This window comes from Paraburkholderia bannensis NBRC 103871 (assembly GCF_000685015.1).
Taxonomy (GTDB): domain Bacteria; phylum Pseudomonadota; class Gammaproteobacteria; order Burkholderiales; family Burkholderiaceae; genus Paraburkholderia; species Paraburkholderia bannensis.
The window spans coordinates 525,136-541,187 of record NZ_BAYA01000004.1 but is presented as its reverse complement, the minus strand read 5'-3'; the positions used below and the strand labels follow the sequence as shown (position 1 = coordinate 541,187).

16 protein-coding genes are annotated in these 16,052 nt (G+C 64.9%); 3 read left to right on the top strand and 13 right to left on the bottom strand.

Annotation, left to right across the window (positions count from 1 at the left end; genetic code table 11):
• Nucleotides 1–4: 4 nt before the first annotated feature.
• The 11 genes from cheD to flhD all read right to left on the bottom strand — a co-directional run bounded on the left by cheD (nt 5) and on the right by flhD (nt 11,047).
• Nucleotides 5–841, bottom strand: coding sequence for a chemoreceptor glutamine deamidase CheD (gene cheD / locus BBA01S_RS08485; RefSeq protein WP_027816045.1), 837 nt, complete (start codon nt 839–841; stop codon nt 5–7).
• Nucleotides 838–1,827, bottom strand: a complete 990-nt coding sequence (locus tag BBA01S_RS40585) for a CheR family methyltransferase (protein ID WP_042296387.1) — start codon at nt 1,825–1,827, stop codon at nt 838–840. Before BBA01S_RS40585 ends, cheD begins: the two co-directional genes overlap by 4 nt.
• The gene (locus BBA01S_RS46745) at nt 1,824–2,000 is read right to left on the bottom strand and encodes a hypothetical protein (RefSeq protein ID WP_156965891.1); all 177 of its coding nucleotides are present in this window, start codon (nt 1,998–2,000) and stop codon (nt 1,824–1,826) included. The genes BBA01S_RS40585 and BBA01S_RS46745 overlap by 4 nt, the downstream gene beginning before the upstream one ends.
• A gap of 59 nt (nt 2,001–2,059) precedes the next feature.
• Entirely contained in the window at nt 2,060–3,895 is a 1,836-nt protein-coding gene (locus BBA01S_RS08470; RefSeq protein ID WP_027816043.1) for a methyl-accepting chemotaxis protein, read from the bottom strand.
• A gap of 235 nt (nt 3,896–4,130) precedes the next feature.
• On the bottom strand, nt 4,131–4,670 hold the full coding sequence (locus BBA01S_RS08465; protein ID WP_027816042.1) for a chemotaxis protein CheW: 540 nt from the start codon (nt 4,668–4,670) through the stop codon (nt 4,131–4,133).
• 72 nt (nt 4,671–4,742) lie between these two features.
• Nucleotides 4,743–7,070: a chemotaxis protein CheA gene (gene cheA / locus BBA01S_RS40580; RefSeq protein ID WP_042296385.1), complete on the bottom strand. Its 2,328-nt coding sequence runs from the start codon at nt 7,068–7,070 to the stop codon at nt 4,743–4,745.
• A gap of 123 nt (nt 7,071–7,193) precedes the next feature.
• Nucleotides 7,194–7,568, bottom strand: coding sequence for a response regulator (locus tag BBA01S_RS08455; RefSeq protein ID WP_027816041.1), 375 nt, complete (start codon nt 7,566–7,568; stop codon nt 7,194–7,196).
• Nucleotides 7,569–7,691: 123 nt separating this feature from the next.
• On the bottom strand, nt 7,692–8,849 hold the full coding sequence (gene motB, locus BBA01S_RS40575) for a flagellar motor protein MotB (protein ID WP_084161974.1): 1,158 nt from the start codon (nt 8,847–8,849) through the stop codon (nt 7,692–7,694).
• A 10-nt stretch (nt 8,850–8,859) separates the two neighbouring features.
• Complete coding sequence (gene motA, locus BBA01S_RS08445; protein ID WP_027816040.1) at nt 8,860–9,720, bottom strand: flagellar motor stator protein MotA; 861 nt, start codon at nt 9,718–9,720, stop codon at nt 8,860–8,862.
• Between the two features lie 280 nt (nt 9,721–10,000).
• Complete coding sequence (flhC, locus tag BBA01S_RS40570) at nt 10,001–10,624, bottom strand: flagellar transcriptional regulator FlhC (RefSeq protein WP_042296383.1); 624 nt, start codon at nt 10,622–10,624, stop codon at nt 10,001–10,003.
• 105 nt (nt 10,625–10,729) lie between these two features.
• Nucleotides 10,730–11,047 (bottom strand): flagellar transcriptional regulator FlhD, encoded by a 318-nt coding sequence (gene flhD, locus BBA01S_RS08435; RefSeq protein ID WP_027816039.1) that lies wholly within the window; start codon nt 11,045–11,047, stop codon nt 10,730–10,732.
• 601 nt (nt 11,048–11,648) lie between these two features.
• Here flhD and BBA01S_RS08430 point away from each other — a divergent pair.
• Nucleotides 11,649–12,716 (top strand): glycosyltransferase family 4 protein, encoded by a 1,068-nt coding sequence (locus tag BBA01S_RS08430; RefSeq protein WP_027816038.1) that lies wholly within the window; start codon nt 11,649–11,651, stop codon nt 12,714–12,716.
• Between the two features lie 196 nt (nt 12,717–12,912).
• On the opposite strand, the gene BBA01S_RS08425 is transcribed toward BBA01S_RS08430, so the two are convergent.
• Nucleotides 12,913–13,215: an H-NS histone family protein gene (locus BBA01S_RS08425; protein ID WP_027816037.1), complete on the bottom strand. Its 303-nt coding sequence runs from the start codon at nt 13,213–13,215 to the stop codon at nt 12,913–12,915.
• Between the two features lie 300 nt (nt 13,216–13,515).
• Between BBA01S_RS08425 and aqpZ the strand changes: the two genes are divergently transcribed.
• Together aqpZ and BBA01S_RS40565 are read left to right on the top strand one after the other, a co-directional pair.
• Nucleotides 13,516–14,262 carry an aquaporin Z gene (gene aqpZ, locus BBA01S_RS08420; protein ID WP_027816036.1) on the top strand — a complete coding sequence of 249 codons (747 nt, stop codon included), beginning with the start codon at nt 13,516–13,518 and terminating at the stop codon, nt 14,260–14,262.
• A 147-nt stretch (nt 14,263–14,409) separates the two neighbouring features.
• On the top strand, nt 14,410–15,135 hold the full coding sequence (locus BBA01S_RS40565) for a histidine phosphatase family protein (protein ID WP_156965890.1): 726 nt from the start codon (nt 14,410–14,412) through the stop codon (nt 15,133–15,135).
• A 15-nt stretch (nt 15,136–15,150) separates the two neighbouring features.
• Here BBA01S_RS40565 and BBA01S_RS08410 read toward each other — a convergent pair whose 3' ends face one another.
• Complete coding sequence (locus BBA01S_RS08410) at nt 15,151–15,975, bottom strand: Cof-type HAD-IIB family hydrolase (RefSeq protein ID WP_027816035.1); 825 nt, start codon at nt 15,973–15,975, stop codon at nt 15,151–15,153.
• Between the last annotated feature and the right edge of the window lie 77 nt (nt 15,976–16,052).

The following is a 16,052-nucleotide window of genomic DNA, read 5'->3' as shown; positions in this document are numbered from 1 at the left end:
GCGTTCACGCCTCCTCTACTGTCCTGGCGTTGTCATGGCCGAAGCCAGGACCTTGACTGGATGGCCGCGTGGCCGATGCACCCGTGCCGAACAACTCGATGCGCGGGCGCGCCGGCTGCGGCGCAGATGTTGAAAATGGGTTGCCGCCTGCGCTGGCCGCACCGGCACCGGCACCGCCAGCGCCGCCGCTACGCGACGCGCCGTTCAGGCCGAACAGCTCGACGCGGGCGCGGGCTCGCGCAAGCCGCTCGGCGCGCGCTTCGGCGCTTTGCTGGGCCAGTTGCTGCTCACGCTCGGCGACGCTCGTCTCCTGCGACAGGCGCAGCTTCTTGACCATCACCTGGCCCGTGCGCGGCAGGAACGCGACCTTGCGGGGGTGCGAGCCTTGCAGATCTTCGGCGGTGATGCGAATGCTTTCGGTCGCCAGATAGCGGCGCACGAAGGCGGAGTTGCGATCGCCGATGTTCATGGTCGTCATGCCCGCCAGCACGGCTGCGCCGCCGAACACCTTGGCTTCGAAACGCTCGCGGCGTCCGCCCGCCTTGATGAGCTCGTTGATGAGCATTTCCATCGCGTAGGCGCCGTAGCGCATGGCGTCGGAGGCGGCGTGCAGCGTGTGGGCGGCATCGGCGCCGTCATCGGGCAGCATGAAGTGATTCATGCCGCCAATGCCGGCGGTGCGATCCTGGATGCAGGCGGCCACGCACGAACCGAGCACGGTGACGAGCACCATGTCCTCGTTCGTGGTGAAGAATTCATTGGGCAGCAGCTTCACGCCGGGGCGGTGAAAGTGCGTGTCGAAATAGCGGTTGGTCGCGATGGGCAGACGGGCGGCGCTCATGCAGTCGCTCCCAGCACTTCGGCTTTCGCGGCCGGCTTCGCGCCGGCGCCCGTCGCGGCATTCGCGGCGGCTTTGCCGCGCGTCAGCTCGTAGACGGTCTGGCCGCGCAGACGGAACGCCTGCGTCACATACGTGAAGTTCTCCGAATGGCCCGCGAACAGCAGCCCGTCCGCCTTCATCAGCGGCTCGAAGCGCGTGAGCACCTGCGCCTGGGTCGGCTTGTCGAAGTAGATCATCACGTTGCGGCAGAAGATCGCGTCGAAGGTCTGGCGCAGGCCGTAATCGGCGTCGGTCAGGTTCAGCTGCTCGAACTTGATCATCTGGCGCAGTTCCGGGCGCACCTTCACGAGGCCCGCGTGCGAGCCCGTGCCCTTCAGGAAGAAGCGCTTGAGGCGTTCCGGCGAGAGGTGCTTGACCTGGTCGTAGGCGTACACGCCCGCGTCGGCCTTGGCGAGCACCTGGGTGTCCAGGTCGGTGGCGAGCACCTTCGCTTCGCGCGCGGCGCGGTCTCCCAGCGCTTCGATCAGCGTCATCGCGATCGAATACGGCTCCTCGCCCGTCGAGGCCGCCGAGCACCACACCGAAACCGGCTGCGAGCGACGCTTCACGAAGTCCGCGAGGATCGGGAAGTGATGCGCCTCACGGAAAAACGCCGTGAGGTTGGTGGTGAGCGCGTTGGTGAACGCTTCCCACTCGCTCGCGTCGTTGCGCTTTTCGAGTTCGTCGAGATAGTCGCGAAAGCTGTCGAGGCCGAGCGCGCGCAGACGCCGCGCGAGACGGCTGTAGGCCATGTCGCGCTTGTGGTCGGACAGCGAAATGCCGGCGCGTCGGTGGATCAGCGAGCGGATGCGCTCGAAGTCCGCCGAGGTGAAGTCGAAGTCGCGCGCGGCGCCTTCGCCACCCGTGCCGGGCGCACCGGCGCGCGGGGCATCGGCACGCTCGCCGCGCTCGTTGCGATCATTGCGGGAAAAACGCAGCGCGTTCATGCTGCCGCTCCAGCGCGCATTGCGCGCATACCTGCTGCGTTCATCGAATCATTCATGGCCGTTGCCGCCTGGCCGCCCGCCTGCAATGCGTGCGGCGCATACGCGGCGCGCGCCGCTTCCGCCGCCTTGCGGGCAGCGGCGCGGGACATCTCCGGCCGTCTCTGTGCGCTCATGTGCATTGCTGTGCTCGTCGCGATATCAGTGGTTCAAGGGTTCCGCTCGACGCGGCGCTTCAGAACGTTTCCCAGTCGGAGTCGTCCGATGCGGACGGCGCCGTGCTGGCAAGCTGCGCGTCGCTACGCGCAGCCGCTGCGGGCTTCGGCATCGGCTTGGCTGCTGCCGTGTCCGCGGCCGGTTTGGCCAGCGGCGCGCGCCTGGCTGCTGCGGGCTTCGGTGCTGCGGCCTTGACAGCGGGCGCGGCAGGCGCTGCCGATGCCACCGGAGCGTGTACCGCGGGCGTGGCCGCCGCGCGCACTGCACGCGCTTCGCCACCATTGCCACCACCGTTGCTGCTGCCATTCGTGCGCCACGTACCCAGCACGTTCTGGAGATTGCGCGTTTGCTCTTCGAGCGAAGCCGCTGCTGCCGCCGCTTCTTCCACCAGTGCCGCGTTCTGCTGCGTGACGGTGTCCATCTGCGTGACGGCGCGGTTGACCTGTTCGATGCCGCCCGACTGCTCTTCCGATGCAGCGCTGATCTCACCCATGATATCGGTCACTCGACGCACGGCCTGAAGGATGTCGTCCATCGTCGTGCCCGCGCGGCCCACCAGTTGCGACCCGCTTTGCACCTTCTCGGCGGAATCGTTGATGAGTTCCTTGATTTCCTTCGCGGCGCTCGCGCTGCGCTGCGCGAGGCTGCGCACTTCGCCCGCGACCACCGCAAAGCCGCGGCCCTGCTCGCCCGCACGCGCCGCTTCCACGGCGGCGTTGAGCGCGAGAATGTTGGTCTGGAACGCGATGCCTTCGATCACGCTGATGATGTCCACGACCTTCGCCGAGCTTGCGGCGATGTCCTGCATCGTCGACACCACTTCGCCCACCACCGCGCCGCCACGCGTCGCGATATCGGAGGCATTCACGGCGAGCTGGCTCGCCTGGCGTGCGTTCTCGGCGTTCTGGCGCACGGTGCCGGTCAGCTGCTCCATGCTCGACGCCGTTTCCTGCAGCGACGCGGCCTGCTGCTCGGTGCGCTGCGACAGGTCGGTGTTGCCCATGGCGATCTCGCGCGCGCCCACGTCGATCGAGCCCGCGCCGTTGTGCACGGCGGACACGAGCGAGACGAGCGCGTCCTGCATGCGCTTGATGCCCGCGAACAGGCGGCCAATTTCGTTGTTGCTGTAGACCTCGATGCGCTCGGTCAGGTCGCCGTGCGCGATGCGCTCGAACGACTTCACCGCGTCTTCGAGCGGCTGCACGATCAGGCCGCGCATCGCGAAGCGGATCGCCACCACCAGCACCAGCGCCACCGCGATCACGCCGCCGATCAGCGAGCGCATCAGTGTGATCTGCGAGCGCGCGCTTTCCTCGCGCGCCTGCGCGCCGTCCTGCAACTGCTGGGCGATGGGCGCGGCCGCGTTGTCGTAATCGACGAACATCGGGCTGATCTTCGTGTCGGCGATCGCGTGATAAGCGGCCTGGTCGTTCGCGCGCAGTGCGGCGAATTCGGGCTGCACGCCGTCCTGCAACAGCGACGAGCGCTTTGCGTTGAGCGCGTCGAGCGACGCGGCGTCGATGCCGTTCTTGGGCGCGGCGACAAACGTCTTCCACGCGTCGTTCGACTTGCCGAGCAGGAAGTCGGCGCGGTCGATGACTTTCTTCGCCTCGTCGTTCTGGCCTGCCGCGTACAGCGAATTCACGCGGTCGAGCGACACGCGCGAGCGCAGCAGATATGACGATGCGTCATTGAGCGAATGCATCGCGACGAGATCGCCGCGTGCGATGGTCGCGAGCGAATCGCTCGCGTTGCCGAGCGCGATAAGCCCGAGTGCGCCGACCAGACCGGTCAGCGCAAGGAGAATGACCCCTACGCCCGTGAGCGTCGTGCGGATCGACCACTTGTGCAGCATCTCGTTTGCTCCTGTCCTGTGCGGCTGAATCGGCGAATCGCGGGAAAAACGCGGGGAAATCGTGGTTGATTGCGGAGCGCACTGGAAGGAAGCGTGACAGCGTGGCGGTTTGGCCGCTCTTTGGCGGCGGCTTGTCCGCTCTTCCTCTAGCGCGGGCCTTGCGGCCTCACCCCCGTCGCAACAACCTTGCTCCGTCCCTGATGTCGATGTGCCTTGTCTCTTGCTGTCACGCGTCTCAGACGCCCAGCGCTTCGATCAGCGCCATTTCGCGGCTGGTCATGAGCTTCTCGATGTCCATGAGGATCAGCATGCGGCCGTCCACCGTGCCGAGGCCCGTGAGGTACTCGGTCGTGAGCGTCGCGCCGAATTCCGGCGCGGGCATGATCTGGTCCATCTGGAGCGTGAGCACGTCCGACACGCCGTCCACCACCATGCCGACCACGCGATGCGCGACGTTCAGGATGATGACCACGGTCTGGTGGTCGTACTCCACGCGGCCCAGGTGGAACTTGATGCGCATGTCCACGATCGGCACGATGATGCCGCGCAGATTGATGACGCCCTTGATGAAATCCGGTGCGTTGGCGATGCGCGTGACGCTCTCGTAGCCGCGGATTTCCTGGACCTTGAGAATGTCGATGCCGTACTCTTCCGCGCCCAGCGTAAAGACGAGGAACTCCTGACCGCCTGCGTCGGCCTGTTGCGCGTCGCGGCGGTGCGCGCCAGCGACAGCGCCCTGCGCGCCGCCGCCCTGGATGGAATGGACTTCTGCCACGTTAGCCCCTGAACGGTTGGGAAATGGTTGGTTGATGCTTGCTCATGCGTGTGCCTGTCTGCCGGCTCATGCTCAGGCGAATTCGGCGAACGAGCCGGAATTCGCGCCGCCATGCGAGCCGACGGCAACACCGTGCGACGCACGCGTTTCGCGGTTGAGCGCGGCCACGTCGACAATCAGCGCGACACTGCCGTCGCCGAGGATCGTCGCCGCCGAAATGCCGTGCACCTTGCGGTAGTTCGTTTCGAGGTTCTTCACCACGACCTGCTGCTGGCCGACCAGTTCGTCGATCAGCATGGCGAAGCGACGGCCCTCGGTTTCCATGATGGTGACGATGCCCTGCGTCGGGTCGGTGCGCGCGCCTTCGACGTTGAAGACGTTATGCAGCGCGACGAGCGGCAGGTATTCGCCGCGCACGCGCACCACGCGGTCGCCGTTGGTGACCGTGTAGATGTCCTCGTGGCGCGGCTGCAGCGACTCCATCACGAAGTTCAGCGGCAGGATGAAGATTTCGTTGCCGACCTTCACCGACATGCCGTCGAGAATCGCCAGCGTGAGCGGCAGCACGATGCGCGTGGTGCTGCCCTTGCCTGCGTGCGAGGTGATTTCGACGTGACCGCCCATCGACTGGATGTTGCGCTTGACCACGTCCATGCCGACGCCGCGGCCCGACACGTCGGTGACCTGTTCGGCGGTCGAGAAACCCGGCAGGAAGATGAGGTTCCAGACCTCGTCGTCCGACATCGTGTCGCTGACCTGCATGCCCTGCTTGGCCGCCTTGGCGAGAATCTTGTCGCGGCGCAGGCCCGCGCCGTCGTCGCTCACTTCGATCACGATATTGCCGCCGTGGTGCGCGGCGGAGAGCACGAGCTGGCCCGTGCCGTCCTTGCCCGCGGCGCGGCGCGCTTCGACGGTTTCGATGCCGTGGTCGAGCGAGTTGCGCACGAGGTGGGTGAGCGGATCGATGATGCGCTCGATCAGGCTCTTGTCGAGTTCGGTCGCCTGGCCGAACGTGACGAGCTCCACTTCCTTGCCGAGCTTCGACGCGAGGTCGCGCACGAGACGCGGGAAGCGGCTGAACACGTAGTCCATCGGCATCATGCGAATCGACATCACCGCTTCCTGAAGATCGCGCGCGTTGCGCTCCAGTTGCGCCATGCCGTTGAAGAGGCGGTCGTGCAGCGCCGGATCGAAGGTGCTGGTGGTTTCCGCCAGCATTGCCTGGGTGATGACGAGTTCGCCTACCAGGTTGATGAGCTGGTCGACCTTTTCCACGCCCACGCGAATCGAGCTGCCTTCCGCCGATGCGGCGGCGGCCGCGCGCGGCTTGCGCTCGTTGTCGACAGCGGCGGCCGGTGCTGCGGCAGGCGCGGCCGGAGCCGGTGCAGCGGCGACCGGCGCAGGGGCGGCAACCGGTGCCGGCGCAACCGGTGCGGGCGGCGCGACCGGGGCAGCCATGACGGGCGCAGCAGCGACCGGCGCTGCAGCTTGCGCGGCAGGCTCGGCGTCGCCCTGGGGCGCGGCGCCACGGCCAATCGAAATCTGGCTTTCGTCGATCACGAAGCAGCACACGGCGATGATGTCGTCCGACGACACATCGGACTCCAGCCACAGCGTGAGGTCTTCGCCGGTCTTCACCTGGCCGATGATGCGGCCCAGGTTGCCGAGTTCTTCGGCGAGCAGTTCCTGGTCCTTCGCGTCCACGCGGCGCAGCGTGATGCGCAGATGTGGGCCCTCGGCCGCTGCCGCCGCCGGGGCAGCCGCAGCCGTGCCGGCAGCCGGTGCGGCGGCGAGCGCTTCGTCGACGACGTGCTCGGGCACCTTCGCTGTGATGGCGAATGACGACGGACGGTTCGCTTCGAACGCGGCTTCGAGGTCTTCTTCCGAGTCCATGGCCGGTGCGGACGCAGCCATCACGGGCGCCGGGATCGGCACGATGGGCGCCGGAGCGGGCGCCACTTCGGGCGCGGCCATCGCGACCGGCGCAGCAGCCGGTGCGGGCACGCCCTGGCTTTCCGCGTTCAGGCGTTCGAGCTTGGCGCGCATCGCGGCGGCCGTCGCCGCATCGGGCTCGGCGCTCGCGCGGTAGGCCGCAAGCTGGTCGGACAGCACGTCCTTGGTTTCGAGGAACACGTCGACCATGTCCGTGCGCAGCACGATTTCGTTGTTGCGCGCGCGGTCGAGCAGCGATTCGAGCACGTGGGTCGTCTCGGTGAGCGCCGTGAAGCCGAACGTCGCCGCGCCGCCCTTGATCGAGTGCGCCGCGCGGAAGATCGCCGCCAGGTCCTCAGGATCGGGCTGGCCGACGTTCAGGTTCAGGAGAAGCTGCTCCATTTGCGCGAGCAGCTCGTCCGCCTCGTCGAAAAACGTCTGGTAGAACTGAGTGATGTCGAGAGTCATTGCTCTTTCACCGCGATTAATGCGTGGGGGGCGCGCCGCTGGTTCGCTTCCGGGTCCTGGTCCCTGCACTGCCGTCAGTGCAGAGGCAGGATCTGCGTGCGAACTACTGCAGAGCGCCTGATGTCATGGTTGCGTTTCGCCGAGCGCGCTCGCCAGGTCGACGAGCAGCTCGGGATCCACCGGTTTTTCGATCCAGCCAGTCGCGCCCGCTTCGCGCACGGCTGCCTTGAAGCCTTCGTCCGATTCCGTGGTGAGCACGAGGATGGGCGTTGCCTGGTACGACGGGTTCGCGCGCAGGCGCTTGATCAGGTCGAGCCCGCCCATGCGCGGCATGTACAGATCGGTGAGCACCAGGTCGAAGCGTTGCGCAAGCGCATGCTCCAGGCCGTCTTCGCCGTCGTTCGCCGTCGTCACTTCGTAACCCGCCGAGCCGAGCGCCGCACACAGGATCTCCCGCATGGACGCCGAATCGTCGATCGCCAGAATGTTTCTGATCATCCGTTCCTCGTTCGCGCTATTCGTTTGTTCGGTCTGTTCGGTCTGTTCGGTCTGTTCGGTCTGTTCGGTCAATCCGCTCTGTTCGCTCGCTGCTGCGCCCTGCTTTCCCGCGTGGCCCTCGCCTTACGGCGCGGTGGGCTTGCCGGGAATGCTGAGCGCGACGCCTGCCGCCACCGGCGCGAGCTTCACGCCCGCGGGGGCGACCGGCGCCACGCCAGGCGGCGCCTTCGTCACATCCGGCCCGGGAGCCGCTGCTCCGGGAGCCGCTGCTCCGGGAGCCGCCGCTCCGGGCGCCGCCGAAGTGGCGGGCGTCGCGCCCTGCGAAATCGCGGGCAGCAGCGACTTGCCCGAACCCGCGGCATCGTCCGAGAGCGTGGTGGCCGTGGAGTCGTCGTGCTCCAGAGCGTCTTCCGACTTCTTGTTGAGCACGATGATGCTGATCCGGCGGTTTTCCGGATCGAGCGGATCGGCCTTGTTCAGGTTCTGCGTGGAGGCCAGGCCCAGCACACGCAACACCTTCGATTCATCCATGCCGCCCGCGATCAGCTCGCGGCGCGAGGCATTCGCGCGGTCGGCGGACAGTTCCCAGTTGCTGTAGCCACTCTCGCCGCCGGCGTACGGCACGGCGTCGGTGTGGCCCTGCACGACGATGCGGTTGGGCACGTCGTTGAGCGTCTTGCCGATCGCCTGCAGGATGTCGCGCATGTACGGCTCGACCACATCGCGCGCCGTGGCGAACATCGGGCGCTTCTGCGAGTCGACGATTTCGATGCGCAGGCCCTGCAAGGTCGAATCGACGCGAATCTGCTGCTTGAACTGACGCAGCACCGGGTTCGCCTCGATCGCGGCCATCAGCTTGACCTGGAGATCGTGCAGGCGCACTTCTTCCTTGCGTTCGAGCGAGCCTTGCTGCTGCTTCGTCGCTTCGTCGTCGTTGTGCTTGACGCTGCTGCGGTCGGTGCGCTCGGTCATGCCGTCGCTGCGGCGCGTGATGCCGTCCTGCTCCGACGAGATGTCGCGCCCGCCGCCCTTCACGATCGACGAATCTTCGGCGCTGCGGTCGCCGCCCCAGAGCGTGACCTTCAGCGGCTGGTTGAAGTAATCGGCAATGCCCTTCAACTGCACCGTCGAAGCCGAGCTGAGCAGCCACATCAGCAGGAAAAACGCCATCATCGCGGTCATGAAGTCCGCGTACGCGAGCTTCCATGCGCCGCCGTGGTGACCGCCCTTCTTGGGGGCGGCACGCTTGACGACAATAGCGCGATCCTTGTTGTTGCTCATGGCGCGATCCTTACTTCGCCTTCACGCGGCGCACGTGCTCTTCGAGTTCCGAGAACGACGGACGCTCGGTCGAGAACAGCACCTTGCGGCCGAATTCGACGGCAATGGCCGGCGCGTAGCCGTTCAGGCTCGCGAGAATGGTCACCTTGATGCACTGGAACATCTTGGTGGACTCGGTCACGCGCTGCTCGGCGAGCGAGGCGAGCGGGCCGATCAGGCCGTACGAAAGCAGAATGCCGAGGAAGGTGCCGACGAGCGCCTGGGCGATCATCTCGCCAAGCACCGCAGGCGGCTTGTCCGCCGACGCCATCGTGTGCACCACGCCCATCACCGCCGCGACGATACCGAATGCCGGCATGGCGTCGCCTACCTTCGACAGCGCATGCGCGGGCGCTTCGCCTTCGGCGTGATGGGTCTCGATTTCCTCGTCCATGAGGCTTTCGATTTCGAAGGCGTTCATGTTGCCGCCCACCATCAGACGCAGGTAGTCGGTCAGGAATTCGACGATGTGATGGTCGGCGAGGATCTTCGGGTATTGCGTGAAGATCGGGCTCTTTTGCGGATCGTCGATATCGGCTTCCAGCGTGAGCGTGCCTTCCTTGCGCGCTTTCGCGAGCAGGACATAGAGCAGCGCGAGCAGCTCCATGTACACCTCTTTGCTGTACTTCGAGCCCTTGAAGAGTGCCGGCAGCACGCGCAGCGTGGCCTTGATCGTCTTCATGCCGTTGCCGAGGATGAACGCGCCGAGTCCCGCCCCGGCGATCATCAGCACTTCGACGGGCTGCATGAGTGCGCCAAGGTGGCCGCCCTCCATGGCATAACCGCCGAAGACGCAAACGAGCGTCACGAGTGTTCCAACGATAATCAGCACAGACGGGTCCTCACTGGAGAGATTGCGCTGCGAGCCGCCATTGGCCCGCGCCCTTAGATGGGTTTACGGCACAGGCGCGAAAAACTTTGGGCTTGGATGGGGTTGCGGATTACACCTGGCCGATATGCGGCTGATCTATCGCAAGCGAATCCGCAAAAGAATCGGGGCCGGTTCGTCGAGCCGCGCCGCACGGGCGTGGGGCGCAGGCGCAGCGGGGGTATTTGTCGGTGGAATGCAGCGTGAGTCTGTCGCCATTTCCCGGGATACCGGCGCGCCTGCGTCACAGGCTGCCGGTGCCCGACTGGAATGGAGCAGACAGTGACGAAACTGCGGGCGAAACCGCGGCCGAAGCCGTGGTCAAAGCCGCGTCGCCGGAAGCCGCAAGCGCATTGCGCCGTGTGCGCCCGGCGCGCGACGGCGGCTGGCACAGGCCGCACACGTAATGGCGCTGCGGCTCGTGAGCGTGCGCGACAAAACGCCCGCCGCAACGCGTGCAGCGCGTCATCTGCAACAGCCCCGAGGCAAAGTAGCGCACCAGCGTCCACGCGCGCGTGAGGCTCAAGGCGGGCTCGTCTTCCTGGATGCGCACGTGTTCGAGATAGAGCCGGTAGCTCTTCACGATCGCGCGGATCGAATCGCAGCGGCCCTGGCCGCTCATGAACAGATACGTGTTGTAGAACAGCGAGGAGTGGACGTTGGGCTGCCACGTCATGAACCAGTCGGTCGAGAACGGCAGCATGCCCTTGGGCGGGGATTCGCCCTTCACTTCCTTGTAAAGCCGGATGAGGCGGTCGCGCGAGAGCGAGAGTTCCGCTTCGAGCAGTTGCAGCCGCGCACCCAGTTCGATCAGCTCGATCGCGAGCGCGATCTCCTTGACCTCAAGCACCACACTCTTTGTCGCCATCAGGCTCCCGCATCGACCCGCTTTGGTACCCAAACGGTCCGCGCGCGGATCCGGGTGGAGGTGTGCGCGCGCTCGGCCCTGACGGGCGCCGCGGCGGCGCGGCCGTCAGCCGACCTGCTCGACGCTCTGGCCGGCCATCAGGATGGCGGAATGGGTCTGCGCGGATTTGCCCTTGTCGGCGAGCGCGCCCAGGATGGCGTGATCATCGAAACGGAAGCGGCAAAGCAACTGGTTGGACGCGGCAAGACGTGCGGTCTGCGCGAACGTGAGATTGGCCAGCACATCGGCCAGCTGGGCCGAGATGCCCATGCGGAACATGCCGGTCGGCCGGTCCTCGCGCAGCAGTCGTTGCGCGAGCAACAAGTACGACAGATTGACTTCCTTGATCTCGCTGAGCATGTCGCTTGGCGTCGTCGCGCTCATGGATTCCCCCGAATTCGAAACGTAGCGGCTGGTCAGGCCTGATACGGAAACGTTTGCCCGTCAAATACAGTGCGAAATGGGCGCACGGCAAAGCAAACGGCCCGTTTAGTGGTCGTGCCTGCATTGTGGCGAGCGCACTCGCAAAAGAAAATCGGAAGGATGCCGCGACGCGATGCCAGAAAAACTTCCCTTTTTGTGTAGGAATTTTTCTGACAATCAACGGAAAAGGAAGGTGGGAGGCCGAAAGATTAATGCCGGTGGCATATCAGGCAAATCCTCTGCTGATTATAAGAGGCTTTTCACGCAGGCGTAACAATCGGCAAGACGCATAAGCCAATGTATTTGCAGGGGTCGAAACGGTTTAACGCTTTCGGGTACGGGAATTGCGTTCCGCCCCCGCCGACAGGCGTCACGTCTTGCAACGCCCGCTTACAGCCGCTGTATCCCGCTGTAACAACTTTAAGCGTTTGCAAAACAGCTCGTCACACAGATTCAGACGTCCATAATCGGAATCAGGGATAACCCGATACCGCAGTGCCTACGTTTTTCCGAGGGATTTTCGTTGTCGTCACACGCGGTTTTTGCCAAGGAGATCAAGCCCATGCGAATCGCACAAATTGCGCCACTCTACGAAGCCGTCCCGCCGAAGCTCTACGGCGGCACCGAGCGCGTCGTGTCTTATCTGACCGAAGCGCTGGTCGAACAAGGCCACGAGGTGACGCTGTTCGCCAGCGGCGATTCGGTCACCTCGGCAAACCTGGAGGCGGCTTGGCCGCGCGCCCTGCGCCTCGACCCGACGGTTCGCGACGCGCTCGCGCCGCATATCGTGCTGCTGGAGCGCGTGCGCCGCATGGCGCATGAGTTCGACGTGCTGCACTTTCACCTCGACTATCTGCCGTTCCCACTGTTCTCGACGCTCGACACGCCGTTCGTGACGACGCTGCACGGCCGTCTCGACCTGCCCGAGCTGCAGCCGGTGTTCGATTCGTTCCCGCAGGCGCCCGTGATCTCGATTTCGGACTCGCAGCGCCAGCCGCTTGGCCAGGCCAACTGGCTCAACACGATCTATCACGGCCTGCCGAAGGATCTGCTCACGCCGCGTACGGACAAGAAGCCCGAGTATCTGGCCTTCCTTGGCCGCATCTGCCCGGAAAAGCGCGTCGATACGGCCATCAAGATCGCCGCGCTGTCGGGCTTGCCGCTGAAGATCGCCGCGAAGGTGGACAAGGTCGACCAGGAGTATTTCAAGAACGAGATCGAGCCGCTGCTGTCGATGGCGCACGTCGAGTTCATCGGCGAGATCAATGAAGCGCAGAAGCCCGAATTCCTGTCGGGTGCCAAGGCGCTGCTGTTCCCGATCGACTGGTCGGAGCCGTTTGGCCTCGTGATGATCGAGGCGATGGCCTGCGGCACGCCGGTGGTGGCGTTCAACCGCGGATCGGTGCCGGAAGTGATCGACCCGGGCGTGACCGGCTTCATCTGCGAAGACGTCCAGGGCGCCGTGGCGGCGCTTCAGAATATCGACTCGCTTTCTCGCGAAGCGATTCGCGCACAATTCGAGCGTCGTTTCACTTCGCACACGATGGCCAGCAATTATGTCGAAAGCTATTCGACATTGATCGAAGCCGCCCAGCGTCCGGTGCTGCGCCGTGTTGCCGCGGGTGCCTGAGGTTTGCCGAATCTGCATGCCAGATGAAATAAATCTGGCATTCTTGAGATAAAAGCACCACAAATGGGCAATGTGAATCGTTTGCGCACGCGTTAATCGCGCAATTATTCATCGTTTGTGAAAAGAGCCGCATGCTTCATGCGGCTCTTTTTTATTTCGCGATGTAACGCGATGTGCGCTGCTGTCTGCCGATTCGTCAGGCAATCAGATAGCGTTCGCGGTTCTTGCCGGCGATCCATTTGGGCGGCTTGCCGCGCCCGCTCCAGGTCGCGCCGGTCTTCGGATCCTGGTAGCGCGGCGGCAGCGGCGCCTTCTTGGGCGGGCGTCCGCGCCGGGCGGCGACTGCGACGGCGAAGCCGAGATCCTGGGCCGACAGCCCGTATTCGGCGATCTTCTCCCGGATCATGGCGATGACATCGGCGATTTCGGTGCGCCGGGCTTCGTCGGCCTGGGCCTGAAGCCGGGCGATCTGTGCCTTGAGTTCTGAATATTGCGACATTTTTTCCCTCCCCCCCTTCATTGTCGATCTAACTGACTCGATCGGAGATTAGACGTAAATAAGAGAATTAGCAATCGCTGCTAATACTGTTTTATCGCGATATTTCTCTAATTAAGGACGCAATGCCAACTGAATGCGGACTGCGAAATCCGGAACGCATCCAGCGCAATAATGAGAGCAATTACATCGGAATTGACAATCCTTGACACCCGTGCTTTTCACGACTGCCTAGAATCTGGCATTTCCCGGTGCCGGTGCTTTATTCGGCTCCCCGTCAAATGACTTTCGAGGCGTCTAACAATGCACTTATCCAAACGACTTCTGGCCGAAATGTTCGGCACCTTCTGGCTGGTTCTCGGCGGCTGCGGCAGCGCAGTGCTCGCCGCCAACTTCGCGGGCCCGGTTCATGGCCTCGGCATCGGTTTCGTGGGCGTGTCGCTCGCCTTCGGCCTGACCGTGCTCACCATGGCATTCGCCATCGGCCATATCTCGGGCTGCCACCTGAATCCGGCTGTCAGCGTCGGCCTCACCGTCGCGGGCCGCTTCCCGGCGCGCGACCTGCTCCCGTACATCGTCGCGCAGGTGATCGGCGCCGTGCTCGGCGCGGCGGTGCTCGCGTGCATCGCCACTGGCAAGCCGGGCTTTGATCTGGTCGCCAGCGGCTTCGCCACCAACGGCTACGGCGATCACTCGCCGGGCCACTACACGCTCGCCGCCGCCTTCGTCTGCGAAGTCGTGATGACGGCGGTGTTCCTGTTCGTGATCCTCGGCGCAACCGACGTGCGCGCGCCGGCCGGCTTCGCGCCGATCGCGATTGGCCTGTGCCTCACGCTCATTCACCTGATTTCGATTCCGGTCACCAACACCTCGGTGAACCCGGCGCGCTCGACCGGCCCGGCGCTCTTCGTCGGCGGCGAAGCAATCTCGCAGCTCTGGTTGTTCTGGATCGCGCCGATCATCGGCGCCGTGATCGCAGGCGTGGTGTATCCGGCGATCGCCGGCCGCCGCGAAGCGGTGGCGGAACTGGCCGCGCGCGTGAAGGCCTGAATACGCGCAGTGCTTGAGTGAGGGAAATGGGCGCTTCGGCGCCCGTTTTCTTTTGGCGCGGCGCTGGCGTGCGAGCCTCGCGATGAGCAGGACGACGCCACTGCTAGAATCGGCGCACCCTCCAAACTTCCAGGCAAGGCGCACGGCATGAAGCAATCACGATATTCACTGGGCCTGGGCCGCCTCGCCGTGATGCTCGCTGCGCAATGCTTCGCAGCGGCGGGCGGTCTTTACGCGGGCGCGGGCGTTGCACACGCCGCCAGCGCTTCGGGCAACGTTGCGGACGACACTTCGGACAACGCGAACGTCACGACGCTCATCTTCGTGCGTCACGGCGAAAAGCCCGCCGAAGGACTTGGCCAGCTCGACTGCAAAGGCTTGAACCGCGCGCTGGCCTTGCCCGCGGTGATCGCCGCGAAATACGGCAAGCCCGATGCCGTCTACGCGCCGGATCCCGGCGAGCAGAAAGACGATCGCGGCCACGCTTACTACTATGTGCGTCCGCTCGCGACGGTCGAGCCCACGGCAATCCAGTTCGGACTGCCGATTCAAACGCCGTACGGCCACTCTCACACCGACGCGCTGGAAAAGACGCTGCTCGATCCGTCCTTGCGCAATCGCACGGTGCTGATCGGCTGGGAGCATCGCGAGATCGAAACGATGGTGCGCAAGATCGTCGCCGGGCATGGCGGTGCGGCGTCCGATGTACCCAAATGGAAGAGCGCGGATTTCGACAGCATCTACGTCGTGCGCGTCGACTGGAGCAGCGGCGCGCCGGTCGTGCGCTTCAAACACGACCGCGAAGACCTGGACGGCGTGAGCGACGATTGTCCTTGCGCGGGGCTGCCCGCGCCCAAACCGTCCGCGCAGTAGTCGCTTCGGACTCGATCAGCCTGCGATCTCGTCGTCGATGGCAAACAGCTTGCGCAGATGATGCGCGACGCCGGCCTCGAAGTTGTTGCCGATGCGCGGCACCTTCGGCAGGCGTTCCATCAGCAGCGGATTCGCGTTGTTCATCATGAACGGATGGCCCGCTGTTTCGAGCAGGTCGATGTCGTTCATGTTGTCGCCGAAAGCGACGCAACCCGCCGTATCCAGATCGAGGCGATCGAGCACGACGCGCAGCGCGCGGCCCTTCGACACGCCCGCGACCATCACTTCCAGGCAGTCGGGCAGCGAGTACGTGATATAGAGCGCGTCGCCGAATTCGCGCGTGAGGCTCGCTTCGACATGCGCGAGATCGGCGGGCTCCCCGATATACAGCGCCTTGGCAATGCCCGCGCCGCCAAGCGCGCCCAGATCCCCAGTCACGCGGTAGGTGAAGCCCGAATCCTGATGGAACGCGAGCAGCTCGGGCGCGTCGCGGTCGATGAACCACTCCGTATCCGTATAGAGACTCACGATCACGCGGCCATGCTCGCCGACCGTATCGGGCGCGACGAGGCGGCGCACCATCGGCTCGGGCAGGTTGCTCGCATGGAGCAGCGCATCGTCGGGGCCGTGCACGCGCGCGCCGTTCGACGTGATCAGGTAGGCGGGGATGCCGAGAACCTCACGGATTCCGGCCACGTCGCTGTAATGGCGGCCGGTGGCGATGATGAACTTCAGGCCTTGCGCATCGAGCCGGGTGAGCGTGGCGACCGTGAACGGATCCAGCTGATGGTCGGCGTTGAGCAACGTTCCGTCGAGATCGGTGGCGATGACCTTGTACATGGCAATTCGGGCGGCTAGCGGGAAACCGTCAATGCTAGCACCCGACGACTTCCGCTGTGTTTTGGGATGGTCGCCCG